Annotated in this window: 17 protein-coding genes and 17 pseudogenes; 23 read left to right on the forward strand and 11 right to left on the reverse strand. The window is 34.6% G+C overall.

Features of this window, described 5'->3' with window-relative positions; all coding sequences use genetic code 11:
• Positions 1-55: 55 nt before the first annotated feature.
• From QRE67_RS27530 to QRE67_RS27565, 8 genes and pseudogenes are all read left to right on the forward strand, one after another.
• Positions 56-2,343, forward strand: a pseudogene (locus QRE67_RS27530) (DNA topoisomerase); the annotation flags it as partial.
• 90 nt (positions 2,344-2,433) lie between these two features.
• Positions 2,434-3,421 (forward strand): annotated as a pseudogene (locus QRE67_RS27535) (DUF3991 domain-containing protein).
• Positions 3,414-4,076 carry a restriction endonuclease gene (locus QRE67_RS27540; protein WP_286125622.1) on the forward strand — a complete coding sequence of 221 codons (663 nt, stop codon included), beginning with the start codon at positions 3,414-3,416 and terminating at the stop codon, positions 4,074-4,076. The pseudogene QRE67_RS27535 and the gene QRE67_RS27540 overlap by 8 nt, the downstream one beginning before the upstream one ends.
• A gap of 419 nt (positions 4,077-4,495) precedes the next feature.
• A complete protein-coding gene (locus QRE67_RS27545; protein ID WP_286125623.1) occupies positions 4,496-4,678 on the forward strand; it encodes a hypothetical protein in 183 nt (60 codons plus the stop codon).
• Positions 4,659-4,796, forward strand: a complete 138-nt coding sequence (locus QRE67_RS27550) for a hypothetical protein (protein WP_286125624.1) — start codon at positions 4,659-4,661, stop codon at positions 4,794-4,796. Before QRE67_RS27545 ends, QRE67_RS27550 begins: the two co-directional genes overlap by 20 nt.
• An 84-nt stretch (positions 4,797-4,880) precedes the next feature.
• Positions 4,881-5,122 (forward strand): annotated as a pseudogene (locus tag QRE67_RS27555) (helix-turn-helix domain-containing protein).
• 175 nt (positions 5,123-5,297) lie between these two features.
• Positions 5,298-5,576 carry an AbrB/MazE/SpoVT family DNA-binding domain-containing protein gene (locus tag QRE67_RS27560; protein ID WP_286125625.1) on the forward strand — a complete coding sequence of 93 codons (279 nt, stop codon included), beginning with the start codon at positions 5,298-5,300 and terminating at the stop codon, positions 5,574-5,576.
• A 317-nt stretch (positions 5,577-5,893) separates the two neighbouring features.
• Positions 5,894-6,181 carry a transposase gene (locus QRE67_RS27565; protein ID WP_286125627.1) on the forward strand — a complete coding sequence of 96 codons (288 nt, stop codon included), beginning with the start codon at positions 5,894-5,896 and terminating at the stop codon, positions 6,179-6,181.
• Here the strand turns inward: QRE67_RS27565 and QRE67_RS27570 are convergent.
• The 5 genes and pseudogenes from QRE67_RS27570 to QRE67_RS27590 form a co-directional block, all read right to left on the reverse strand.
• Positions 6,164-6,619, reverse strand: a pseudogene (locus QRE67_RS27570) (Tn3 family transposase); the annotation flags it as partial. The gene QRE67_RS27565 and the pseudogene QRE67_RS27570 overlap by 18 nt on opposite strands.
• Positions 6,620-7,093: 474 nt before the next feature.
• Complete coding sequence (locus QRE67_RS27575; protein ID WP_286125628.1) at positions 7,094-7,270, reverse strand: hypothetical protein; 177 nt, start codon at positions 7,268-7,270, stop codon at positions 7,094-7,096.
• 20 nt (positions 7,271-7,290) lie between these two features.
• The gene (locus tag QRE67_RS27580; RefSeq protein ID WP_286125629.1) at positions 7,291-7,485 is read right to left on the reverse strand and encodes a hypothetical protein; all 195 of its coding nucleotides are present in this window, start codon (positions 7,483-7,485) and stop codon (positions 7,291-7,293) included.
• A gap of 217 nt (positions 7,486-7,702) precedes the next feature.
• A pseudogene (locus QRE67_RS27585) lies at positions 7,703-8,829 on the reverse strand (sensor histidine kinase).
• Positions 8,829-9,510, reverse strand: a pseudogene (locus QRE67_RS27590) (response regulator transcription factor). The pseudogenes QRE67_RS27585 and QRE67_RS27590 overlap by 1 nt, the downstream one beginning before the upstream one ends.
• A gap of 454 nt (positions 9,511-9,964) precedes the next feature.
• On the opposite strand from QRE67_RS27590, the gene QRE67_RS27595 reads away from it, so the two are divergent.
• The gene (locus QRE67_RS27595; protein ID WP_286125630.1) at positions 9,965-10,294 is read left to right on the forward strand and encodes a recombinase family protein; all 330 of its coding nucleotides are present in this window, start codon (positions 9,965-9,967) and stop codon (positions 10,292-10,294) included.
• A complete protein-coding gene (locus QRE67_RS27600) occupies positions 10,291-10,551 on the forward strand; it encodes a helix-turn-helix domain-containing protein (protein ID WP_286125631.1) in 261 nt (86 codons plus the stop codon). Before QRE67_RS27595 ends, QRE67_RS27600 begins: the two co-directional genes overlap by 4 nt.
• 136 nt (positions 10,552-10,687) lie before the next feature.
• Here the strand turns inward: QRE67_RS27600 and QRE67_RS27605 are convergent, their stop codons facing one another.
• Positions 10,688-10,900: a hypothetical protein gene (locus QRE67_RS27605; RefSeq protein WP_098157076.1), complete on the reverse strand. Its 213-nt coding sequence runs from the start codon at positions 10,898-10,900 to the stop codon at positions 10,688-10,690.
• Between the two features lie 645 nt (positions 10,901-11,545).
• Positions 11,546-13,856 (reverse strand): annotated as a pseudogene (locus tag QRE67_RS27610) (N-acetylmuramoyl-L-alanine amidase family protein).
• A 940-nt stretch (positions 13,857-14,796) separates the two neighbouring features.
• Here QRE67_RS27610 and QRE67_RS27615 point away from each other — a divergent pair.
• Entirely contained in the window at positions 14,797-15,684 is an 888-nt protein-coding gene (locus tag QRE67_RS27615) for a hypothetical protein (protein WP_286125632.1), read from the forward strand.
• A 38-nt stretch (positions 15,685-15,722) separates the two neighbouring features.
• Positions 15,723-15,941, forward strand: coding sequence for a hypothetical protein (locus tag QRE67_RS29020; RefSeq protein ID WP_286125633.1), 219 nt, complete (start codon positions 15,723-15,725; stop codon positions 15,939-15,941).
• Positions 15,942-16,227: 286 nt separating this feature from the next.
• On the opposite strand, the pseudogene QRE67_RS29025 reads toward QRE67_RS29020, so the two are convergent.
• Positions 16,228-16,487 (reverse strand): annotated as a pseudogene (locus tag QRE67_RS29025) (hypothetical protein).
• Between the two features lie 423 nt (positions 16,488-16,910).
• Here QRE67_RS29025 and QRE67_RS27625 point away from each other — a divergent pair.
• Together QRE67_RS27625 and QRE67_RS27630 are read left to right on the forward strand one after the other, a co-directional pair.
• Positions 16,911-17,234, forward strand: a complete 324-nt coding sequence (locus QRE67_RS27625) for a PadR family transcriptional regulator (protein WP_286125635.1) — start codon at positions 16,911-16,913, stop codon at positions 17,232-17,234.
• Positions 17,221-17,720 (forward strand): annotated as a pseudogene (locus QRE67_RS27630) (DUF2812 domain-containing protein). Before QRE67_RS27625 ends, QRE67_RS27630 begins: the two are co-directional and overlap by 14 nt.
• A 203-nt stretch (positions 17,721-17,923) precedes the next feature.
• On the opposite strand, the pseudogene QRE67_RS27635 reads toward QRE67_RS27630, so the two are convergent.
• Positions 17,924-18,217: pseudogene (locus QRE67_RS27635) on the reverse strand (hypothetical protein); the annotation flags it as partial.
• Between the two features lie 382 nt (positions 18,218-18,599).
• Here QRE67_RS27635 and QRE67_RS27640 point away from each other — a divergent pair.
• The 3 genes and pseudogenes from QRE67_RS27640 to QRE67_RS27655 all read left to right on the forward strand — a co-directional run bounded on the left by QRE67_RS27640 (position 18,600) and on the right by QRE67_RS27655 (position 20,767).
• Complete coding sequence (locus tag QRE67_RS27640) at positions 18,600-19,133, forward strand: TetR/AcrR family transcriptional regulator (RefSeq protein WP_286125637.1); 534 nt, start codon at positions 18,600-18,602, stop codon at positions 19,131-19,133.
• Positions 19,134-19,300: 167 nt separating this feature from the next.
• A pseudogene (locus tag QRE67_RS27645) lies at positions 19,301-19,665 on the forward strand (DUF3995 domain-containing protein).
• 647 nt (positions 19,666-20,312) lie between these two features.
• Positions 20,313-20,767: pseudogene (locus QRE67_RS27655) on the forward strand (DUF2871 domain-containing protein).
• A gap of 18 nt (positions 20,768-20,785) precedes the next feature.
• Here QRE67_RS27655 and QRE67_RS27660 read toward each other — a convergent pair.
• Positions 20,786-21,471 (reverse strand): IS6 family transposase gene (locus QRE67_RS27660; protein ID WP_286125638.1). Its coding sequence is split into 2 segments (ribosomal slippage): positions 20,786-21,321 and positions 21,321-21,471, totalling 687 coding nucleotides; the frame shifts between segments, so codons are not numbered across the junction.
• 62 nt (positions 21,472-21,533) lie between these two features.
• Between QRE67_RS27660 and QRE67_RS27665 the strand changes: the two are divergent.
• A pseudogene (locus QRE67_RS27665) lies at positions 21,534-21,791 on the forward strand (PfkB family carbohydrate kinase); the annotation flags it as partial.
• A 148-nt stretch (positions 21,792-21,939) separates the two neighbouring features.
• On the opposite strand, the pseudogene QRE67_RS27670 reads toward QRE67_RS27665, so the two are convergent.
• Positions 21,940-22,625 (reverse strand): annotated as a pseudogene (locus tag QRE67_RS27670) (IS6 family transposase).
• A 103-nt stretch (positions 22,626-22,728) separates the two neighbouring features.
• On the opposite strand from QRE67_RS27670, the gene QRE67_RS27675 reads away from it, so the two are divergent.
• The 5 genes and pseudogenes from QRE67_RS27675 to QRE67_RS27695 all read left to right on the forward strand — a co-directional run.
• Complete coding sequence (locus QRE67_RS27675; protein WP_286125666.1) at positions 22,729-22,974, forward strand: DUF5667 domain-containing protein; 246 nt, start codon at positions 22,729-22,731, stop codon at positions 22,972-22,974.
• A 235-nt stretch (positions 22,975-23,209) separates the two neighbouring features.
• Entirely contained in the window at positions 23,210-23,443 is a 234-nt protein-coding gene (locus QRE67_RS27680; RefSeq protein WP_286125639.1) for a hypothetical protein, read from the forward strand.
• A 44-nt stretch (positions 23,444-23,487) separates the two neighbouring features.
• Positions 23,488-24,206 (forward strand): annotated as a pseudogene (gene sigI / locus QRE67_RS27685) (RNA polymerase sigma factor SigI).
• Positions 24,199-25,067: pseudogene (locus QRE67_RS27690) on the forward strand (anti-sigma factor domain-containing protein); the annotation flags it as partial. The pseudogenes sigI and QRE67_RS27690, both read left to right, overlap by 8 nt.
• A 783-nt stretch (positions 25,068-25,850) precedes the next feature.
• Positions 25,851-26,008 (forward strand): annotated as a pseudogene (locus QRE67_RS27695) (IS6 family transposase); the annotation flags it as partial.
• Positions 26,009-26,123: the final 115 nt, after the last annotated feature.

A 26,123-nucleotide genomic window follows, 5' to 3' on the forward strand; every position in this document is an offset into this window, starting at 1 on the left:
GAGTACATGGAAACCTACCATGGAAACATGGAAAGGCGCTGGGTACTTACCCTACATTTATGAATATGCAGGAGTAAATAAACGAGAATCAAGGCTCTTTATTTCTTCTTATGAACCAGCAGAATTAGAAGGAGCGTTGAATCGTTTAGAACCAGGGGCAGACTATGAGGGACTTGCACAAGCAGCCAAAGCAAGACAATACCTGGACTATATTCTTGGAATCAATGTTACCAGGGGATGTACGGCAAAGTTAGCAAAAACCAGTTCTTATTAGCTTCTGGTCGAGTTCAAATGTGTATCTTAAATGAGATCCGGCAAAGAGAAATTGCTATTCAAAATTATAGAGAACAAACCTATTATAATTTGAAACTGTTAACGGAAAATGGTTTGTCACCAGTGATGAAAACAGAAGATCAACTGATAGATCCAGCTCCTTTACAGAGGCTTGGAGATAGCTTGAAAGAAACGAATGTAATCGTAACTGAATTTAAAGAGAGTACGAGAAAAAAGAAACCTAAATTGTTATATAACTTAACAGATATTTATAAAGATGCCCATGCAAAGCTGAAGGTAAATGCAGAAACAGCCAAAAAGCACATTCAGAGTTTGTATGAAGAGGGCTTTATCACATATCCTCGCTCATCATCTCGGCATTTACCAACGGAACAAGTAGATCGAGTAAAGGAAGTTATGAGTGCATTAAACAACAGTACTTATACAGATTTAATTCAATTGGTTGATACCTCTGGAATTACGAAAAAACATGCCACTTTTAATGATGAGCTAGTAAGTAGTCACTTTGCTATTATCCCAACAACCAAATTATATGTCGGGACCAACCGAAACCCATTAGAAAAACAGCTATACGAATTGATTGTAAAACGGTTTATCGGAAATTTTATGAAACCAGCAATCTACCTGGTACGAGAAGTACATTTTATAGATCAAGAAGGCAACACATACAGTACAAAAGAAAAAATCCTACAAGAGAAAGGATTTCTGAGTGTTTTTCAAGAGGATATTGAAGAGGGTTCGGTTGAGGCATTTCAAATACCAGTTTTACAGGAAGGAGATTCTTTCAGAATCGTTCAGTATGACTTAATTGAGTCCAGAACAAAGAAGCCAGCTTTCCATACGGAAAGTTCGATTTTAACCTTCATGGAAACAGCAGGGCGAAAATTGGATGATGAACATTTGAAAGAACTCATGAAAGGAAAACGGATCGGAACAGTCGCAACGGAAGAAACGTTTATTCCAAAGCTCCTGGAACGAAGCTATATTTCTGTTACAAATAGTCAAATTCAAACAACAAATATCGGTCGTGCTTTTATTGATACATTTCCAGTAGATGAGATGAAAAATCCAGCTTATACAGCTGAAATGGAAGGGATGATTCATATGATCGAAAATAAAGAGCTGAATTATGAGGAATTTGTAGAGAAAACAAATACATTTGTAAAAGACACGGTGGAGCAATTAGGTTCATTGAATGATAAAGTTTCGGACAGCATCATTAACACCTGGAATCAGCAAATCGAGGTGTGCAAATGCCCTTGTAGAAAAGGAAAAATCCTTCATAAAGGCAACTTCTATGGGTGCAGTAACTATCCTGAATGTGAAATTACCTTACCAAAGAAAATCAAAGAAAAAGCGGTTCCTGAAGTGCAAGTGAAAAAGCTGTTTGAGGACAAAAAGACGGATCTCATAAAAGGATTCAAATCCAATGAAAAAGAGTTTTCCGCATACCTGGTGTTGTATGAGGGACAAATAAAGTTCCAGTTTCCAACTGAAGAAGAGTTATCATTCGGTAAGTGTCCAAAATGTAAAAAAGGAGAGATCCTTCACCGTAAAACATTTTATGGATGCACAGAGCATAAAAATGGTTGTGAATTTATGTTACCAGCAAAAATAAAGGGAAAAGCCATTCCAGGTAACCAAATGAAAAAGCTCATTCAAAATAAAACAACTGACTTCATTAACGGCTTTCAAGGAGAAAAAGGAGAATTCACAGCAGCTATTACTATGCAGCCGGATGGGAGCTTAAAATTCCGTTTCCCAACAACTGAGGATCGTACATTAGGGAAATGCCCACTTTGTAAGAGTAGAGTGATTGTAGGAAAAAGTAACTACTTATGTGAAAAATATAAGAAAGGTTGCGATTTTATCATTTTTGGTACATTTTCAGGAAAAAATCTAAGCAGCAATCATGTGAAAAAGCTGTTAGAAAAGAATGTGACGGATCAAATTAAGGGGTTTGTATCGAATAAAAGCGGGAAAAAGTTTGATGCTCGCTTATCGTACAGCGTGCAAGAAAAGCGGCTAAAATTCCTATTCGGCAAATAAAAATTAAATCAATCTAATAGCAAAAAGAGGACTATCTAACGGAATAGTCCTCTTTTTATTTCATTTTATAGAGTAAAGGGGGATTCCGTAATGGCGCATGTCAGTACGGAGGATGCGATGAAAACGAGAGATGTGGATTTGATTTCATATCTAGAGGCCAAAGGGGAGAAGTTTAAGAAGGAAGGGAATTATTATCGACATACGGAGCATGACAGTCTTCTCATTCGAGACAATAAGTATGTATGGAATAGCCGTGGTGAGAAAGGATACGGAGCCATTAGCTTTGCGATCATGTACTATAAGATGTCTTTTCCGCAAGCGGTATTAGACATCAATAAAGGGGACTATAAAGAGTTTAATCGTTCCAAATCTGAAGAGGAACAAAAGAAAGAACAGCAGCCATTCGCCTATCCAAAACACCTAGAAGTGAACAAGCAAACAGAAATCAAACAGTACTTGATCCAGGAGCGTAAAATAGATCCACGCTTAGTGAATTGGCTCATCAAGAAAGATCTTATTGCACAGGATAAGAGAAATAATGTGGTGTTTAAGTGGAAAGAACAAGGTGGAAAAGGCGAAATTATAGGTTTAAGCCGTCAAGGTACTGTAAAAATGAACAATAAAAAGGTACATTTAAACAAATTGTACCGAATTATGAAAAGATCGATGCTGGTTTTACAGTAGATGTTGGAAAGCCGCAAATGATGTATGTGTACGAAGATCCAATAGATATGTTATCTCATTGGAGTTTAAAACAAAATCAGATCCAAAATGCACGCTTGGTATCTATGCACGGTTTAAAGCATAAAACAGTGATTCAATCCCTCATTGATGCAAAAAAGAAGGGCATCATATCAAACAAGTTGTTTTGGCTGTAGATAATGATAAGGCTGGTAAGAAATTTATAGAAAAAATGAAAGATATGCTGATATTTAAAGAAGATATCCCAACAGTTGAAAAGGATTGGAACGATGTTTTGAAAAAGACAGTGGAGCAAAAACAACAGAAAGAACAGAAGAAAGAAACGGTTCAACCAAAGAAAATCAAGCCAATTAAAGAGGTGGAGCGAAGTGTCTAATGTACCATCTATGCCAAACATATTACAGTTTTTGATCTATGCATTTATTCTTTATGTTCTTTTTCATATTTGTAAATTTGTGTACCGAATCATCCAGGAAAAAAGAATGCTGAAGCAAATGGCAAGGTCAGGCATTCGATATATAGATAAAATGGATGGTCGTCAGTTTGAAGTGTATTTGAAAGCTCTCTTTCGAGAACTTGGGTATCTTCCAACGGTCACACAGCAGTCAAATGATTTTGGCGCGGATCTCGTATTTAAAGGGAAAAATCGTATCGTTATTCAGGCGAAGAGATACGGCATGAAGAATCGAGTTGGTATTAGTGCAGTCCAGGAGATTTATGCAGCCAAAGCATATTATAAAGCACATGAGGCTTGGGTCGTTACGAACAGTGTTTACACAAGGCAAGCAAAAGAGTTAGCAGCAGCATGTGATGTGAAATTAATAGATCGTGTTGAACTTCAAAAATTGATTAATAAAATCAATCCAGAACATTCAGCCCAAGATGTGTATCAAGGTGTAGATCCAGCAGAACGGAAATGTCCGGCATGTAAAAGTAATTTGGTTGTGAGGAATTCAAAGAAAAATGGAAACAAATTTTTTGGATGTTCTCAATTTCCAACTTGTAATCATACAGAGCCAATAAATAACTGAGCTGAAGATCATTTTCGGCTCTTTTTCTCTTTTAGTAAGGTATTTCCATTTCCGTTTCAAAAATTTCATTTCTATAGAAAAACGACCTCTCAAATTCACTTACAACGAATCTTAACTATATATCTAATGTAATTAGTCTTGAATTCATTGAAATGCTATATAAGAACGTTTAAGGGATTTTAAAGATGTTTTATATATTTTTAATCAAAATAAAAGAAGATAAGCTATTATTTCTGAATTATATGGAAAACATATTTAAAAATCTTCATTTTAGACCTTGCAAGGTCAATATGTGTGGTATATAATTACCTTACAAGGTCAATATGTGTGGTATATAATTACCTTACAAGGTCAAATTATAGTAAGGAGTGATTACATTGAAAAAGAAAACTTTTGAGGTAACCCAGGACTTACGGTGTTTGATAACGCAAGGTGAAATTAGTTTAGATCATACTGATTACAAGTACCAACGAATGTTTTGTAACGCATTAGAAGCAATAGGTATGAACTATCACTTACATGTGAATGAGTCTGAAGGAAATGCTGTAGTGGTTAAAATAATGGCTGAAGGGAGTGGCATTTATGAAAATCTACACATCTGAATGGCTAGCTTTAAGCGAGGAGATCAAACTAAAACTAATTCGTTTAGCTGTTTTAGAAAATCAAAATAAGCATAAAAATAAAAACCCTTTGTTGCAAAAGCAAACAAAGGGTATCTGATAAGTAACCTAGAAGTGAAGGGAATCTAGTACATTCCCTTCTTAATTATTATAGCATAGAAGGAAAACAACAAAGGAGACTTTCATGAAAGAGATCGAAAAATACATGACACCAGCTGAAGCATCATTCTATTGGGGGATTCCTCGTGAAACACTGAAGCACAAATTCAGTCCTTCAGGTATGAATGAAAAGAAAGAAGCAGACTTACAACGTATGTTAGATGAGGGCTTAATCAAGTACTTTTGCATCCTGAAGGAAAGCGCAAGGAATGGATCATAAGCCGTCAGGCAATGTATGAATGGTTTGGAGAGCCAAAAAATAAGTAGAAAGGGTGTTAGAAGTGAAAGAGGAAATATTTTCTTTGTGGGGAGGATTCAAGAATACACTCAGCTTGATTGTTTGGTTTTGGATCATAATGTTTTTTATATTTGGAGAAAGCTTGTTACAATAAAATAGAATTATATTGGGTGCAAAAGATAATGAAAAGGGGAAAGAAGCTAAATGAAATCAACAGGAATGACTCGAAAAGTAGATGGATTAGGGCGTGTAGTGATCCCAAAAGAATTGAGGGATACTCTTGGTATTAAAGAACAATCACCATTAGAGATTTTTATAGAGGGAGAAAAAATTGTTTTACAGAAGTATCAAGCTGGTGGGGCTTGTGTGATAACAGGTGAGGTTTCAGAACGTAATATGTCATTAGCAAATGGAAAGATTACTGTAAGTCCAGAAGGTGCGGAGTACCTGGTTAAACAGTTGCAAGCATACCAGGTTAAATAAGAGAGCCTGGATACAATCAAAAACGAAAGGCTCCTACATATAGGGAGCTTGTTTGTATATACAATATAATTTCACATACCGTATTATTTAATAAAAACTAATATATGAAACAATTAGTCTACATTTAATTATTGCGGCATCTCTCTGATAAATGGATTATAAAATGTGTCTTTTGGATAATGATCCTTACAAAATGGTGCTTACAATCTAGATTTTGGATAGATTTATTGCGAAATACGTCCATGTAACAGCATTTCAATTTAAATATGATACGATAGTTATATATTCATTTTGACAGTAAATGGGGAGGAGTGTCGATGAAAAACCATATAAAAGTAAATGGCAAGATCCTTCAAACAAATAAAAAATGGTCACATCTAAGGCAAAAACAAAAAGAACGCATTTCTAATTGGTTACGTAGAGAATATACAAAATTTGTACAATCGCATCATAGAAGACCTAAAAAGTACGAGCATGATGATATTCTTCTTGCAGTAATGGATCAAATACATGAACGAGAAATTTGGATTCCGTATGGGGTGTTTTTGCCCATCCCCCGAAAAGGGGGAATAAGGGCAAAGTACACTCTATTCTTCTTCAAATGAATCTTCTCGTGCTAACCTGGTTAGAATATCAGCTTTCTTGATGTTCTTAATGATTGCATCCAAATTTACTACAGTTGGGGATTTACTAAATTCATACCGACCATAAAAATTGATATGTTGCCATGCAACCGGTGAAATATACTTTAGTATGTTCATCTCGATACCTTTATCCTGGGATTTCGTTAATAAATTCGATAATATACGCGCATTGTAATAAATAATACAATTGGTGAGTAGCCTACTACATTCATTCCAGATATGCTGATCTTGTTCAGTCTTGAAACGAAGTTTCCCAAAGTTTGCATAAGATACAGACCGACGTAATTTATGATAACTTTCCCCACGGTTTAGCGCCTTTTGAACATTTTGACGTAATGATAGTGAATCAATATATTCTAAAAAATATAGGCTTTTGATGATATTATCATACTCCCATAATGGGGTCCCGCCAACCAAATGACATAAAACCCACGCTAAGACATTTTTGGAAAAGAAAAAGCCGATTTTCCTACGTTAGGGGTCACCATACATATCCATCAACTTAAGAACTCATTACAGCCAACTGTAGATGAATATTAATTATTTTTTCACTAGACTAACCCATACATGATAAAAATGTACATGACAAATAGAACCTATTGGGTCTGAATTTTTGATACTATGCTGCTCGATCTTGGCACATGGTATAATTGTATATGACACCTTACGAATAAAAAGACCACCTCATATAAGATGGATTCCACTTTCTTGCTATTCAAAGAAATCATCATACCCTGCATTATAAATACCGATAACGGTTAGTTTGTACTCTTGATCTCCATATTTTTTCTCTTCTCACGAACAACAGAGCTGTTTCAAAAGCTCCCTCTTAGCAGAAGTTTACTTTTGTGACAGCTCCAGTTACTCTATATATTATTTATTGCTTGTTTCTACTTGCTTGGCCTCTGTTGTTTCAGCAGCTTTTGTCAGCTTTCCTTCTTTTTCAAGCTGAGCAGTTAGTTCATCTAACGTGATCCCTTTTTCTTTAGCCATTTCTTCTAAGTTGACAGTTTCACTGGATTTTGAATCTGCCGCTATTTCGGTAGCCACAGTTGTTTCAGCAGCTTTTGTCAGCTTTCCTTCTTTTCAAGCTGAGCAGTTAGTTCATCCAACGTGATCCCTTTTTCTTTAGCCATTTCTTCTAAGTTGACAGTTTCACTGGACTTAGTATTTTCCCACATGTCGTTGTTGCTCGCAGCATATGCAGATCCTCCAACAACAGATAACCCTAGCACAAGTGTAGCAATTGTTAATTTTTTCTTCATATTAAATTCCTCCTAGAATGTTTTTAACCTCTACCATACGATAGATAGATTCTATAATATTACAATTGAGCCTGCTTGCCTGCATCCTTTCTATTTGATGTTACCAGTATATAAAAATCCATGTTAAATCCTTGTTAAGAGAAACACTTCTTAAAAATTCACAAAAAAGGCTTTAAATAAACAGGTTCAACAACCATTCAAAGCCTTTTTCATTTTCTTATTTTATTTTACCAAGTGTAATTTCGAAACAAGTACCGCCGTTTTCATTATCCGTAACTACGATGTTTCCATTGTGCTTGGTTATGATATTTTGCACAATGGAAAGTCCCAAGCCTGAGCCACCCCATTCACGAGAGCGTGATTTATCCACTCGGTAAAACGGCTCAAATATATTCTTTTTTCCTCATCGGGGATACCAATTCCCGTGTCTTTAATTTCAACCATTACCTGCTTTTTATCCGATTTAACTTTAATCATTACCTTACCACCGTCGATATTGTATTTAATACCATTTTCAACAAGGTTATAAAACGCTCGATAAAGTAAATCTGTATTTCCGTAAACAACACTATCAGCGCAATCCAAATATAGTTTAACCTCTTGTTCATCAGCAATATGAGAAAGTTCGGAAACAATATCTTCAAAAACATCCTTCAAGCAGATGGTTCCATCCTCAAATCCATCATTCATATTTGTCATATCCAAAAGGGTAAATACAAGCTCAGATAATCGTTGTGTTTGCTTTTCAAAAACGTTAATGAGTGCATCATATTCTTCTGTAGAATGTGCGTTTTTCTTTTTAAATACATCAAGCTTTGTTTTTAAAACCGCAAGTGGCGTTCGGAGTTCATGGGCCGCATTTGCAGAAAAGCGACTTTGCATCATAAAAGCATCGTTTAGCTTATCCGTCATTTCATTAAAAGACTGCGTTAGCTCAGCTATTTCATCATTGGTTGGTGGAATGTTCATCGTTTCTGATAGATTATGCACAGTCCTATTCTTAATTTGACTATTTAGTGTATCCAGTGGTTTTAACACTTTGCCCGATGCATAGTATGTCAATACACCACCACCGAAAATGACTAAAAGCATATAAAAAACACTTTCAAACTGAAAATCCGTTCTTGCTTTTTGTGCATCTTCAGTTGGTGGCGTTTGGTGATTGTCAATAACATTGCTATCTTCACCAACTTCTAGTGCAGGTAATACAGAGGCTGCATCAATTCTTGTTGCCATTATACCAGCATAAAAATTTAAAATTAATGTAAGCCCTATACAACAAATCATTAATAAAATTATCATCATTGCAGTAAGTCGCAGCCGAATTGGAATTTTTTTAAACATCAAGCGTCACCATCATTTTTAGTAATAAAATAACCCTCACCAATCTTTGTACGTATCGGATCATAATCTAAAAGAGCTTTCATTTTTTTCGTAATGTAGCTATATGAACTCGAATAGCACCACTAAAGCTATCGGCATTTCCATCCCAAATGTGTTCAATCAATTCTTCTTGACTAACAACTCGTTCTTGATTAAGCAGAAAGTATTCAAGCAATGCGAATTCTTTTTTGTGAGTATCAGTTCTTTTTTACCCACAAATGCGGTGCGTTTTGATAAATCAATATTTATATTACCGCAAGATAAAAGGCTATTTTCCTGCACAAATTTTCGCCTTAATAAATTTCTTATTCTTGCTTCCAATTCCGCAAAGGCAAATGGTTTAGTTAAATAATCATTCGCACCAATATCTAAACCTTTAACTTTGTCATTTACGCTACTTCTTGCACTAAGGATTAAGACTTTTAATTCTTTATTTTCTTCTCTTAACTTTTCTAAAACCTTTAATCCGTCCATTTTCGGAAGATTTAAGTCAAGTATTATTAAGTCATAATTTTCAACGTACGCCAGTTCATAAGCATCTTCACCATTACTACAGGTATCAACCGCATACCCTTCTATTCTAAGTCCCTCAGCGATAGCTTCCTGTAAATCCAACTCATCTTCAACAACAAGAATTCTCATACCTTAATCACCTCATTTTCATTATTATAAATAGTTGTGCGTTAAATCCATGTTAAGCAATTATTATCAAAAAATAAATTCCATCCTTGAAGGAATATATCTATGGTCACTGATTTATGCTTACAAGTGCCAAACACCTATAGTAGTGTAGCTGTCACTTTGGGCGATAAATCGTAGTGCGAGACACGCCCCACTTTTCCGTGATATCCTCACCATATCCAAAAAGAAAATTGTACGTTTGGACACATTTCAACTTATTCTCTGTACGCTACAACATAAAATAGCCCCAAGGAAGGTGTTGCAAAAATCAACATATATGCAACACTTGCCTTGGACTTGATTTTTATAGCGTCACGACGTTGCATATATTATGTTGCAAATTAAATCCCGAAAATGGTATGATATTTGTAGCAAAATAGAAAAATAGATTTATGCAACGTTAGGAGAGCAAAAGATGAATTACGCATATATTCGGGTGTCCACGCTACAACAAGATTACACATTTCAGAAAAAAGAGATCCTTACATATTGTGAAGCTAACAACATTGAATTGTTAGAAGAATGTATTTTCGAAGAAAAGCAAAGTGGAAAAAATATGGAGAGAGAACAATTCCAAATTCTTATGCAGCAACTACATCCAGGGGATACACTTATTGTTTATAAATTAGATCGTTTAGGAAGAAATCTTTCTGATATGATTCGCACTCATGAAAAACTGATCAAAAATGATATTGGAGTCATTGCTATTAATGATAACATTGATACGCGGAAAAAGATGACATGACTACTAAAGTAATGGTTACAATCTTATCTTTATTTGCTGATATTGAACGAAGCTATATACTGGAGCGAACACAGGCTGGACGTATCAAGTATGTAGAAAATGGCGGGAAACTGGGGAGAACTCCTAAAATCAATAAGTCTAAAACTGATTTGATACTTGAGTTACTTGATCAAGGGAAAACGAAACAGGAAATTGCTGATTTTTTAAACGTTGACAGAACCACTATCTATCGCACATTGAAACGAAATGGTTATTAAGAAAATTATTCATAACGAGTGCCATCTATACTTCTATAGACTATGTACATTTTTAGAAAAAATCTTTGTTTTTGCCTAAAGACTTTATCATAATAAAAGGAGCTAGATTCTATATCTTAGCTCCCTTATTTGCAAATTATTTAATTATAAAGGCTACGATTGCTAAAACGATACACACAATCCCACTTAATAATTGTCCTATTCCAGAACTCTGTCCATTAATTAGCAAGTTGAAAAGATTTTTTCTGGTTTGAGTTTTTCCTACGAATGCATCATACTTCTTCATTTTATATACACCCGATAAAATTAATGTTACACCAATAACGATAAGTAATACTTTTAAAGCCACTATATTTACCTCCACTTATTATGTATATGTTGAATTTTTCTCAATCATTTTTTAGTTGTTATTATAATCGTGAACAACACTCGTCTATAATTTCTAAAAAATCATTATCAATTTTTATAAGTTAATTATTACGTTTTAACATTAAACAAACTATCTAATAACCTTACACAAAGATGACAGTTCTGTAAGGATAGAAGAAAACAAACAAGCTATCTACAAAAGTCTTTTTTCTTGTTGTAAATATGTATATTAAAAATATACTTTACACTCTCCGTTGCAATTGCTCTATCTTCCCTTACAATATATATCGTCATTTCACACATAAATTTTCTTTGTCTAACTATTATCCACCTGAAACTATAAAACGGGTCATGTTTTGGTGATTTAATCCATCACATGACCCGTTTTCACACTTATCAGCTGACCTTTTATAAGGGGGATTGCCAACAAAACGTAAATTTCGTACAGTGAGAAGTTCTCAAAAACGACTTGTAGCAATTTTTAAGGTACCTTGTTTTTAGTAATAAGTTTTGAAACTGATTTCTAATGGTATTTCGTGCTATTTGAGTAGAAATAGAGTTCCATAAACGAACGTTTTGTTCCTATGTTGAAGTCTCTTTTTCCTCAAGGGCTACGGTCTAAGTTTTAGTCAACCACCGTAACCCCTTTTATTTGCCAAAACGAACGTTCTAGCGTTTCCCCTACTCCCTTGTAATGTCCATTATTGTCAAATTGGAATTCTCGATAGTAATCGTCCTTTACCGGAAGATGAACATTGACATTTTGATAAATCGAGCCATCCTTTTTAGCATAGTAATTGAAATATCCAAAACCTTCCCATCCAAAGCTTCCCCAAACAGTGAAACGGCCTATCGCAGCTTCTCCAGAATCCTGGAAGTAATACCTTTTACCATCGATGTCTTGCCAACCCTTTTGCATTTCGCCTTTATCGTTATAATAGTATATCTTACCATCAACTTTATCCAATCCTGTCAGCTTAGCTTCTCCGTCATGATTAAAATAATATCTTTTTCCGTCAATGGTATCATGACCATCGAAAGTATAGTTTTGACCATCTTGGAAATAATATTTTTTCCATCAACTTCCTTCCAACCGGTATAGTAACGCCCTTCTTCTAAGCTGTAATATACCAGTACAGGCTGGTCTTTTTCATCAAACAATCCAGGTAAAAAGATTTTAGAAATCCCGCTTTTTCTAATAGAACCATCTTTTTCAAACATTAACGTTTTCTCTTCAAAAATAACTTGAGTCTGTAGGCTATCTAGCGCTTCTCCATTCAGCTTAGAAGCTCTCTCAAGTGCACCTTTGTCAGAAAAGTGAAGAATGACATTTTTATCTTCTAGACGTATTTCATTTTTAGTAACTCGAGCATCTTTAAAATAATAAATTTTACCATCGATTTCCCGCAAACCGTTTTCAATAAACGCTCCAGAAGCATCAGAATAGGCTAGACCATGGGCATCTTCCACCCATGCTGATCGTTGCAGAGCACCATCATTATTGAAGTGATAGTACTTCCCATCAATATCCCCCAATATATTTGGCATCCTCATATGGTTATTATTCAAATTAAAATAATATGTCTTCCCCTCAATTTCCTGCCAACCTTTCAAAAGAATTCCATCAGAGCCTGCATAATACTGATCGCCATTTTGGGCCATCACCCAACTGTTCTTTATTACGTTTCCAGAAGAATCTTTTACAATCCCTTTACTAGGATCCTTTTCATCACGTATTATCTGTATTCCGTCATGCTTCTGTTTCTCATTTTCTTTACCTGGATACCACTCTTTTAACCAGTTATGAATTTCATTGTTGCTTTTAGCAGTGAAACGAATTTCAGAGGTGAAACTCGAATCAGTACCAAATTGTTGAACATTTTGATTACCAGCCAAACTTACTCCATTCTTGTTTTTCAAATGGAACTGAAGTTCCTGGGCATAAGAATTCCCGGTCTGAACAAGTTCAAACACTTCATCATCACCAATCGAATCGGAATATTGAAGTGCATTTCCTTCTTTCCCTGAAAGATATTTTGAACCAGTTTTCACCAACACTTTATTCGTCCCTTTTTTATAGGGGATAATTTGATAAGGTTTACCGTCATTTAGTACACTAAATGTTAGTGCAATAGGTGTCTCTAGGATTTTTGTAGAGTCCGCCAATATAGCAGATGAGCGATCATGAAAATCTGCAAGAGCTTTAGAATCGCTTGTGAGATAATTCCAAAGAACATCTTTGGATACTGGCTTTGAAGTCAATGTTGATATTCGCTTTTCCTCATCTGATAACTCAGCAAATAGGGCATCTGTACCTCTAGCAAATTCCCATTTAGTATCTTGTTTGTGGTTTTTCTCATGAAATTCAAGAACAAGTCTTGTGTTTTTACCAGACGTTTTTTCTACATATATGGTCTTAGCTTGATTCAATGCAATCCCAGTCTTACCCTCGTCTAATTGCGCTTGTGTAATGTAAAGAAGATCGTGTTCTGAAACAGATCCTGCATCAGGATTTAAATCTACAATGGTACCAGCTTCTGTAATATTAAGCTGCTGTCCAGATTTTAATTTATGAATTTCACTTTTTCCATTTGGATAAAGTACCTTAATCGTTTTAGTAAAATTTGTGTCATCTTTCGTATGGTGCATAGAAATATTAAACTCCCCAGATTTAAAACTAGGAGCTCTGTAAGATATATTCTCTGAATAGGGAGTAGTATCATTAGGGTTTGGACCATCCTCTAGAGATATTCCAAGTGCTTCATAAATGTCTTTTACAATACCTAATGAAGTAATCCCCACATCGATTACGACACCACCTATCCCTGCGCTAGCCTTATTTTCTGCAATAGGTGCCATAGAAAAAGAATGCCTAATGCCGCTGCGGTAGGAATTACTTTCTTTCCAATTCCAATTGTTTTAAATTTTTTCTTCATTTTTGTTGTCCTCTCTTAGTAAGAATTAGCCTAGATTGCTTACATGTAACACTGTAAAAAATAAACATATAAAGACTGTCGTATATTGATTTAAAAATATAAAATCAATATCTGTAGGTTCATCTTAGTTTAAATACCTTTCATTTTTCTTGCGAAAATGTTACAAAACTCTTTCGTTAAAATCGTATAAAATTCCGAATTTTATACGATTTTCTGATTTTTTCAGCTTGGCCCCATGCCCATTAAACGAAGATTTTGAAGTATCCCCAAAACAAAATTTTTATTTATAAAATGAATTAAGTAGTAAACAAGAAAGGCTGGCAAAATGCCGACCTTTCTTGTTTTTTGAGTATCAATTTTTTATTTCAATAAATCAATAATAACGAAAAGGAATGGTTTGTCTCGTTCTTGTTATACAAAGGCCTTTTCTTTTTTAGATATGTCATAATTACACGAATACATAATAATAAAGGTGTAGTAACGAAAATTCCAAGTAAACCGCAACTATCTTCAACAAACCAAGGTAAGAACGGCATCCCTGAGGAAAATATAAATAGGTTAAGTACTAAAAAAATAATTGTACGAGTAATAATCTCATACTTATGTTTTTGTGATTCATGGTGTTAATCCTTCGCAAAAGTTTATTTTTAGACTGTATTATCGGTGTTTACTTATGTGTCAATCATTTTATTCCTATCTGTATGTCCAAGTTTAAGAAATTACTTGCAAGAGTCCTGAAGTGTTTGTACTAGAAGCAATGAAAGGGTTTTGTAACATTTACGAAAGAAAAATGAAAGGAGTTTACATTAAGATAAACTTATCGATATTAATTTAAATATGTTGGTAACAGTATAATTAGAAAGTAAGGAACAAAGTCATGAAAGAAAAGATAAAGAGAAGTATAAAAAAAGTATAAAAAAATTCCCCTGTAGGAATAGCGATGGGGATTGTATTCAGTTTTAACCCATTTACAAAACATAAAGCGAAAGCAGACGTTGATACAAGAGAAACGATTCTTACAACATTTGGAGATACCTATGATACGTTTCTAAAAGAGCCTTTTGTCATTTTTTTATCAGAACAAAGTGCTAAAAATGATTATACAGCTAACAATGAAAACCGTGCTTACAAAGCTCCTACTTTTAACAAAGGAGAATTTGGTATTAGTGTTTATGATTATTATAAAAACCAACACTTTTCTAAGAGAATTAAAATTTTCCATAAAGATGGGAAAGTTGAATATAAAACGATAAAACATGGTCAACAACTTCTGATTAAGCAAGCTGGTATAATAGTGGACTTAAATCCTGATGCTTCAAATGTATATGAACGTGATGTGTATTATATTACGCAAAAACAATTAGATGAAGGGAATACTGGTATTGCACTTACGAATTGGCAAACATATTACTTAAAAAGTGAAAATAGTGGTCAAATGAATGGTCCTTTAGCTCTAAAATATATTAGACAAGAATTTCCAAATATAAAACCAGGTAATCCTTCTTTTGACCTAAAGAAACTTTTTCATGCACTACCAGGAGAGAAGCGAAAACTGGCAACGATAACTTCGAATCCAGTAAAAGAATCTGAAATTTTTAGTTATACCTCTGATGAGCTTGCTGAGATAAAGAAACATAAACTCGCCGTCGTTACACAATATAAAAATGAAGAATGTTCTTCTATTTCTGTGAAAATTAGAAACGAGGGTAACGTCTTGCGAACATGGGAGGGGAGTACGAATATTTCTACTTCATCTAATTGGATCCCAGAAGATAGGAGTATATTTACAATTATTCCACTTGAAAAAGATCTAACAAGGTCTACATAGAAGCAAATTCAACCTATCTTACATCTGTAAATGGTGAGGTGGGCGTTACAGGATTTCGCGCTTACGGACAAGTATGGACACTTGTTGATTATGGATTTGGAATCTTCTCTTTAAAAAATAACCACGGACAATATTTATCTGTTAATGATACATCCGTACGTCTTACTGACAAGCCCGAGAAAAACACTATATTTGACACTAATATTCAAAAAGACAAATGGAATAAGTGGTTAGCTAAATGGTATCCTAGCAAATAAAATGCAAGTTGATATAACCTCTAGAAGCTTTACAAACATTTTTAACGAGTAACGAACCAACAAGCCAATTTTCTGTACGTTAAGGAAATCGGCTACACAGATCCTTAAGTTGTTTTTAATCAAGCTTTATTTCAAACCAAAAATAATTCGCCCTTACGTTGAGTATATGTATTCAACGTAAGGGCCCTTTTAAATTCATATTTTAATTTTCTTGGTTAAGATAACGTATATATCTCGGCTGAACCCCTTATTCCCCCTTTTCGAGGGGATGGGCAAAAACACCCATCTAAGCAACTAAATAATTAAATGCCATATATATGGTTAAAAATACACCTAATACTAACTCAAGACCAATAATTATATATGAAACATTTAAATTAAAATCTCTTATGCTTCTATATATAAACATAAACCCTAATAAGAAGAATGTAACATATAAATATTGACCAATGCTAAAAGCCAAAGTAGCAGATAGTAAAATTAAAATTAAAAACAGCTTGTCTATTGTTTTATAATTAATTATTTTTGTCCAACAAATGGTTGCATAAATTCCCTCCTAATATTAATTTTCCGGATTATGGATATTATTAGGTCTATTATATTATGAATTTTCTGTTTTTTATCTTGTAAATAAGCTGTTTATATAAGTTTACATAACACCACTTATCAGTATTCAATGTATCTACCAACTTAGAAAAGCCCCTTCAGAAATTCTGAAGGGGCTTTTCGTTCACATAATCAGTGTTATCAGTAGTTATTATTTAAAGAGCCATTTTAGGTCCGCTACCACTCTAAGACATTGACAAATGCTATATGAAGCTTTCTATCGCTTACAAAAAGCTTGCCTTATCCCTCAAAACGCAGATCATGATCTTTTTATTTATACAGTTGACATGTATAGTCAAACTGTATAATATGAAACTATACAGTTTGACTATATAGATTAACAATATATTGAGGTGGAATGAGATGAATAGACATAAATTATTGCCATTAACTGAAACAATGAGTTACATTATGCTGGCATTGCAAGAGCCTGCACATGGCTATGTCATTATGCAAAAGGTCGAGGAAATGAGTGACGGTGACGTACGGATTGCTGCTGGGACTTTATACGGTGCGGTTGAAAATTTAATTAAGCATGAACTGATTGAACGTGTCGAAACGGAGGATACCCGAAGAAAGGTCTATGTTTTAACGGACAAAGGAAGAGAAATTTTACAGCTGGATATGCAAAGAATGCAGCATATCATTAATGTTTACAAAGGAGAAAATATAAATGAAGAAATTTAAGTGGTTTGTCGATATCCGTAAAGAAGAAGCTTGGCTTAATGAGCAACTGAAAAAAGGCTATAAATTGGTAAAAATAGGTTCGTTAGGCTATTATCAATTCCAAAAACAACTGATACGAATCAGGTCATTAAATTAGACTTTCAAAAATATTTGACGAAGGAAAAGTTAGAAACATACATCGAGCTATATGAGGAATTCAGTTGGAAACATGTTGCTGGCAGCCGATTTAGTTCTGTTCATTATTGGATCAAAGAGCAGGATGGTCATGATGAATTGTTCTCAGATGCACCATCAACAGGTGCGATGTTGCAGCGAATGGCTAGCTATTACTTTATGATGTTCGCAGTATTCTTGATTCTCATTCCTTCAGGAGATGGAAAACTACTCTATTTGAATCCCCAAAATGCCTACTTTACACCCGGATTATGGGAAAAACAAGGTAGCCATTTTGTTCAGTCCTTTTATTTGAAACTCCTTTTGCTTTAATGCGTTTCGGTTCTACTTGGCTGTTAATCATCATGACATTATTCTTTGCAATCAAATATACGAAGTGCAAAAAACAAGAAAAAACATTTGCTGAATAAAACAAACCAGCCCTCAGGCTGGTTTGACTATTTTTTGTTATCCCCTCAGTTAACATAAGATTCGTTAGCGGAAGTCATTTTAAAATTCTACATGTGGATTTTTTCTTTGTTCTTGCGAATAGCCCACCATACCAAAGCTACAAGTAGTATGATAAGCGGTATTCCCTGAATAAAGAGAAATCCTTTCCAAAAATCAAGTACAGTACTGTCTGGAGAAGCTGTTGCCATCACACCTATAAAAAGTGCCAATGGACTTGCAAGTATATTTATCCCTAAACCGACCATTACGAATGGCAGATTTTTAGCCTTAATTTTTGGTGACCCAGCCTTAATAAATACAAATATTGCAGTACCGATTATAAGAAACAGTACCCCATAATAAAATACGATATATTCCATAATATCCCTCCATCACTCTAAGTGTATCACCAGCAAGGACAATTTTGTGTAAATTTGGATGAATAGTTCATTTTATGCCCTTAGCGTGGTTTTTTCCGAAATGCTGGCGGTACCCCTTTTAGTTGTTGTGATTATGGCCAAGGTAACTTGAAAACCTTGGGTTTTCCCACAAAGAAATGAGAAAAGGGGAAGAATAACGAAAAACATGTGTCAATAATTTTAGTATGTGCTTGTATTTTACCAAGGGTGATGACGATCAATATTACGATTAACAACAACATTAAAGCTCATAAAAATAAACAGAATGAATAATTGACAAAAAATGAGAATAGTAGTAATCTAACGTAAAACATACGCTACCGTATTTTACTGGAGGGATGATATGCAATTAACGAGGGAAGATTGGATAAAAGCAGGATTACAACTATTAGCTGATGAAGGGATACATAAAGTTCGTATTGAAGCACTTGCTCGATTGCTAAAAATAAGCAAAGGAAGCTTCTATCACTATTTTCGTGACCATCAAGAGCTTTTAGATTCTATGCTCGACTTTTGGGAAGTACATGCAACAAAGCTGATTGTTCAAAGTATGGAGCAACAGGATGCCTCTTTAGAACAGCTATTACAGATTAGTTTTAATCGAGATAAAAAAATCGAGAATGGTATTTATACTTGGGCTAAATATGATCCTGTTGTGGCAGCACGTTTAGTAGATATGGAAGAACAGAGAATTTCTTGTGTTGCAAAATTGTATCAAAAAATGGGCATAGACGAAACTGAATCAATTGATCGAGCGAGACTTGCCTATTTAACGTATGTAGGATGGATGACAAGGTTTGAAGCAAATCCTAATTTTGATATTGATAAAATGGTTGAGCTTTTAACTTCTTTCAGCGGGTGTCCAAACATCCGCTGAAAGAAGTTAAAGCCTCCGGCGGATGTCACGGAATTATGCCGAGACATAATTGATTATTCGATAATAAATGTCCCTAATATGGTTATAAAACCTGAAGGGACAAAATTTTTACCATAACATACGGTAGTGTATGTTTTATTTGAAGTTACGACATTGGGGGCGAATAAATGAAATTACTATTAATATTAGTAGCTGTAGGGCTTCTGTGGTTTATCAGTTTTTTGCATATTTATTGGGCTTTTGGAGGTCGATGGGGTTCTGCCGTTGTTCTCCCAGTAAAAGAGGGAGAACATAAGCCTGCTTTTACTCCGAGAATATGGGGAACATTATTCGTAGCCATTCTTATTCTAATGGCTAGTGTCATAATTGTTGTTCAAGGAGGTTATTTGCAGGGGTTCCAAGCAAATAGTTTATCTAAAACCGGAAGTATTGTCTGTGCTTTAGTTTTCATTATTAGGGCAATTGGTGATTTTAAGTTTGTTGGATTTTTTAAAAAATTAAACATTCTCAGTTTGCTAGATACGACACTTAGTTTTATAGTCCATTATGTTTATTCTTTGGCTTTGTCTATATCATGTTGTTGTTTTAATAAGTATCTTCATTCCCTATTCATGACCAAAGTACTTTAAACAAACTTTTGCTTAGTGGGATACCTCCCCATACCCATCAAGCTAAGATTTCAAAGTACCCCTAAATGGAAATTTTGTGTTTTTATAGCACCGAAGTTTATTTTTATCGTTTTGGGGTAACTTGTTTTCTTAAGTTGATGGATGTGTGACGCTACCCCAAAAGGGTAACTTGTTTTACTGGACAAGTCTGTCCAAAATCAAGTGAAGTTCATCCATCAACTATTTGGAATTGCTGCTTAAGGCCAGAATCCACTAGGAAACTTTTCGCCTCTTTATATCTTTCCTAAGTATTTGCACCAGAACAGGCTGATGAATAGCCATTTTCTATTTGAATCCGATCCGTACACTCTCCCTTTGTTCACATAAAGTTCAATTGTTTTGTATAATTAAATATCCTATAATTGTGATATTATTGGAAATTTTTGATCTGTTATACCATGACTCCTGAGAAACTAGGAGTTTTTGCTATATAACTATCATGATTTGAAAATACAATAGAAATTTACTAATCAAAAATCAACATTACGGATTCTACTTCAGGAGGTATATGATGAAAAAATTATATAATGCAGCGTTCACATATTTAATTATCGGTTTATTATCAGGTGTATTCGCTAGAGAATATGCAAAAGCAAAGGGAATTCTAGGCTCTACTCTGCTGAACCTTTTACACACACATACGCTAGTACTTGGATTTTTATTTTTTTAATTGCCTTAGCACTAGCAAAGTCATTTGCGTTTCATGAAGTAAAAAGTTTTAATATGTGGTTCATTGTTCATAATATTGGATTAATTTTAACAATTTCTTCAATGGCAACTCGAGGACTTCTTCAGCTAAATGGAGCCGATTTTAAAGGATTAAGCTATATAGTAGGAATCTCTCATTCTATCATAGGTTTCAGCCTTGTTTGGTTTATGATCCTATTAAAAAATCATATAAAATGTAGCTATATAAAAGTGATATTTTGGGTTCTGTTGCAAAGTTTCTTAACAGATAGAAAATGAGATGTTTACAGATGAATGTTATGCAATTTCAAGTAATTTTTGTAATTCATTGCATGTTGAAAAAACGAAGTCTGGCTGCAAACTTCGTTTTTGTTTATATATGGCATGAATCGTTTCGATTCCTTTTATCGTGCGTGAAGCATGGTGAAGATTTTGAAATCCTGCGGATTTGGCAAAACGTCGCTTTACATGTCTATGGTCCTGTTCTATGAGATTATTCAAATGCTTGATTGTACAATGAGTTGTATGTGTATAAAAGCCTTGTTTCCTTAATTTTTTGAACGCGCAAAGTAATGCCGGAGCTTTATCTGTTGTTAGAACTGTTGGTTCTCCAAAAGTTTTTACTAACCTTTTCATAAAGGCATATGCAGCTTGATGATCTCGTTTTTTACGAAGTTGAATATCCAATGTATGTCCCTCTTCATCAATCGCACGATATAGGTAACGCCATTCTCCTTTGACTTTTATATAGGTCTCATCCAATTTCCAAGACAGTTGTACGTGTTTATTTTTCCTTTTCCAAATTTGGTAGATCAAATTCCCATATTCATGAACCAGCGCATGATCGTTGTTGGGTGAATCGAAACACCACGTTCTTTCAGAATTTCAGAGACATCACGATAGCTTAAAGAAAAACGACAATAGTAGCCGACGGCTACCAAAATAATATCCTGTTTGAATTGTTTCCCTTTAAAATATCCCATTTTTGATTCTCCTTACTCTATTTTGCAAAAGTTTAGCTTACTTTTAAAAACTTTGCAACAGAACCCTTCTTGCAACAGGTGAAGAGCAAGTTATTATTCCTTCTATTATGGTTAAACAAGTAGATTCAACTGGTGCAGGAGATGCATTTGTAGGTGCAATACTTTATCAATTTTCTAAAGAAGAAAATATATTTGATTTCAACTTTGAAAGACTTTGTACATTCGTTGTATTTGCTAACAAAGTTGGAGCGATTACGTGTACAAATTACGGAGCTATTCAATCCTTACCAACATTAGAAGATGTCATTAAGTTTGGATGAATATTTTTTAATAAAGAGTAATCTGTTTTTTATTTTTCACATTTTAAAGGTGTAGTATCTTTATTAAATACTGCACCTTTTGTTAATATCAATGGTTCTGTTGCAAAGTTTTTTACATATAGAGACATGGGAAGATTGTGGTCAAATTTTATGAAACCGTTAATAAATTCTGTAATTCGTTATACGCCGAAAAGACGGAGTCTGATTGAAGACTTCGTCTTTGTTTGTATATGGCATGAAGCGTTTCTATCCCTTTTATCGTACGTGAGGCATGACGAAGACTTTGAAATCCTAAGGAACGAGCGAAACGGCGCTTCACGTGTCGATGATCTTGCTCAATGAGATTATTGAGATATTTTGTTGTACGATGAAAGGTATTTTTGTAAAAGTCTATCCTCTGTAATTTTTTAAGTGCGCAAATTAAAAAGGAGCCTTATCTGTAGTCAGAACCGTTGGTTCTCCATAAGTTCGAACCAGTCTTTTCATAAAAGCATATGCCGCTTGTGTATCTCTCTTTTTACGCAGTTGAATATCAAGCGTTTTCCCCTCTTTGTCAATGGCACGATATAAATAACACCATTTTCCTTTGACTTTAATATAGGTTTCATCCAAACGCTAAGATAACTGTACCGTTTTGTTTTTCTTTTTCCAAATCTGATACATCAGATTGCCATATTCATGTACCCAGCGCATAATCGTTGTGGGATGAACTGAAATACCACGTTCTTTCAGAATTTCAGACACATCACGATAGCTTAGAGAAAAACGACAATAGTAGCCAACGGCTACTAAAATGATATCTTTCTTAAACTGTTTTCCTTTAAAATATCTCATCTTGTCGTGCTCCTACTCATTTTTTCTAAAATGTAACGTGGTTTAGAGAAATTTGCAACAGAACCCTTTAGTACAAGGTGACGTCTTTTATTTTGTGAAAACTATGGTTGAAGATATTAAAATGGCTCTTGCGACAAACGATTTAGAGAAAGCGAAGCTATTGTCTGAGCAAGCCGCGGAACGAATTGCTGAAGCAAGTGTACTAATTGAAAAAGGAAAAGGCGATCTTACACAAGATACATTAGAAAAAGGGGCGGAAGACTTAGAAAAAGCAGATAAGCTTTCTGGCGAAGAGAAGCAGGAACAGAAAAGCCTGCTGGCGAAGAAGAAAAAGAAGCAGCGAAAGTAAAAGTGCACATCGGAAACAACATCGAAGCATTAGCAAAAGTGCTAGATCAAGTGAAAAATCCGAAAGCAAAAGCTGCAATTACAAAAATATAGAGAAGAGTTTTTCAAAGATTGCAGCTAAAATAGAGAAAGAGCAAGAAAAACAAGCGGACGCTATTGCAAAAGAAAACAAGAAAGCAGATCAAAATACAGAAGTAACTCCAGAACAACCAGAACAACCAGAACAACCAGAACAAGTGACGCAACCAGAACAAGTAACACAACCAGAACAACCAGAACAAGCAACACAACCAGCACAGCCAGCACATAAACTGGCCGTTTCTCATGAGAAGCATGAGCAATCAAACCAAAAGGGTCAAACAGAAAAGAATGATCATCAAGACAACGGTAAAAAAGTCGGTCACGAAAAGCATGAAGAACAGCAAGAAGACAAGCACAAAGAAAATGTGGTAAAATGGTCACTTCTTTAGTGACCATTTTGCTATTTGAAGCAAAAGGAGGGAGGGGATTACTAGTGCTGAGTTTAGTGATGAAGATCATAAAAAAACCGACCATAGAAGATATCGTATTTAACATACAAAACAACGGAGGAGATAAGGAAGCTTTTATCGCACAGTATCGGCCTTTTATTCGAAAATCAATCTCGTCTGTCTGCCGCCGGTATATTACGGAGCAGGATGATGAATATAGCATTGGATTGTTTGCGTTTAATCAAGCAATTGAACAGTATTCATATAAAAAGGAAAATCTTTTCTAGCGTTTGCTGAGCTTCTTATAAAAAGAGATGTAATTGACTATATACGCAAGGAGTCTAAGCATAATCTCGTCTTTTTAAAGAAGACCAGCAAGAGGAAATGGTAGAAATGCAGGTATCGCTTACGGAGTATATGAAAGAGATGGAAAACAGTAACCGTAAGGAGGAAATTCTTCATTTTCAAATTGTGCTAGCTGAGTTTAAAATCACATTTTCAGAGCTTGCTAAGGAATCTCAAAGCATCGTGATACGCGTGAGCACTTAATAGAAATTGTAAAGATTATTATAAAAGAAGAGAAAATGATGGAAGAGCTGTTCCGAAAGAAAAAGTTACCGCTTAAACACATTGAACCGCGTGTTAGGGCAAGTCGGAAAACGTTGGAGCGGCATAGAAAATACATTATTGCAATGTGTATTATCTTTGCAAACAACTATACATATATTCTTGATTATATAAGAGGGGGAAGCATGATGAATAAAGGGATTGTGATGGATATAAAAAACATAGCGTAGTTGTTTTAACTCCAGATGGAGAGTTTATTACGTTTAAAAGAAAATCGCACTCTTATATGATTGGAGAGGAAATCTCGTTTAACGAACAAGAACAAAGAGTACCGCGTTTTTCAATCCCTTCTTTCTTAAAGCCTGCATCATTACTTGTTGCTTGTTTTCTATGTGTGTTTCTGTTTTTCTACAACCAACCGGAAGAAAAAGCACTCGCTTATGTCTCAGTTGATATTAATCCAAGTTTAGAGGCGAGCATAACAAAGGATCTTCGTGTTATAGATTTGCGAGCTTGTAATGATGATGGAAAGCGCATTTTAAAAGAAATGAAACGATGGAAAAATGAACCTTTGCAAGACGTAGTACGTACCATTGTAAAGCAAAGTCAAGAGGATGGATACTTAACGAATGACAAGCAAGTTATGCTAACAGCTGTTACAAAGGAAAAGTCGCTAGAACCACAGTTGGAAAAGGCTATGCAAGGATTAAAGAAAGAGTATGAGACAAAACATGTTACAGTCGTATATCAAGGCAGTACGATGCAAGTGCGAGAGAATGCCAAGAAAGCAGGAGTCGGCACAGGTGTCTATTTAAAGCAAGAGAATGAGAAGAAGAAATCGCTTACTCCTCCTGCACCGCCGTCTAATCAGGAGGAACACCCTCAGGAGATACATTCGCAACCAGAGTCATCACCGGATGCATCATCGAATTTGTCTCCTGTAAAAGAAGAAAGATATGAGGAGCAAGAGCAAATAGAACAAAAGCAATCCCAGCAATCAAAAGGAAATAATGGGCATCAGCAAGAAAACAACGGTAAAGAGTATAAACAAGAAAATAAAGAGTATAAACCAGAATATAAACAAGAATATAAGCAAGAAAATAAAGAGTACAAGCAAGAAAATAAAGAGTACAAGCAAGAAAATAAAGAGTATAAACAAGAAAATAAAGAGTATAAGCAAGAAAATAAAGGCAATATAAACGAAAACAACGGGCATAAAAAGAGGACAAAAACGTTCCTGCCACGCAACATCAGGGGAAAGAAAAGAAAAATCCATAGAATATTTAAGAAGTATAGGGTACATTGTTTATCAAGACCTAAATGAAAAATTCCCAATAAGTAAATGACAATACATATTTTATATAACCCAAAATATGATATTTTTATAAAAAAGTTTAATCAAAATTTACTTAGAATTCTTTACGTGAAGGGATAAAGCATCGCATCTTTTTAGAAACGTCGCAACTTTCTTAAGAACTTCGCGTCTTTTTAAATTCAAAACATCGTGATTTTATTTCAAAGCCAGAGTAAGAGTAGAAAAAATTGTAACGCTAGGGAATAATGAAGCTAAGTATTTTTATTTTTGGGACTTAGATGGAAATATGTTCGAAGCGGCTTGGTCGGTGTGGGATGAAACTGTATAAAGAATATTGATATGTGAGGGTTTTACTGCCCGCGAATAGCGAGATAAAATGAATGCGAGTATTTTTACATATGAATCTATGAAAAAGTTGATGAAATTGTCAGCTTTTTATTTTTGGAAAAAATTGTTTATCTATTTTTATAAAAAATATTTTTTGACCCCTATAAAATTTGTATTTCCTCCGAATATGTATAGTGAAGAAAGCAATTAGAATTGAAATCATTTCGTACAGCAACCTTGATTTTGAGAGGTATCGAAGCCATGCATATGATGAAAAAGGGCAACTTCACCAAAGGGTGAAATCTGCCCAAAATGAGGTTGAAGTCATTCATAAGATATTTGGATTAGTCGTTTGATCTCAAAGTTAACAGGAAATTACTGTTCTATATTCCTATTAAGTTATTTTCGCACCAAAACCCTAGAAGGTCTATCTATTAAAATAGTTTGCGTTTGTACTTAGAATAAAAGAAA

Origin of the sequence: Bacillus sp. DX3.1 (assembly GCF_030292155.1) — a bacterium.
Lineage (GTDB): Bacteria > Bacillota > Bacilli > Bacillales > Bacillaceae_G > Bacillus_A.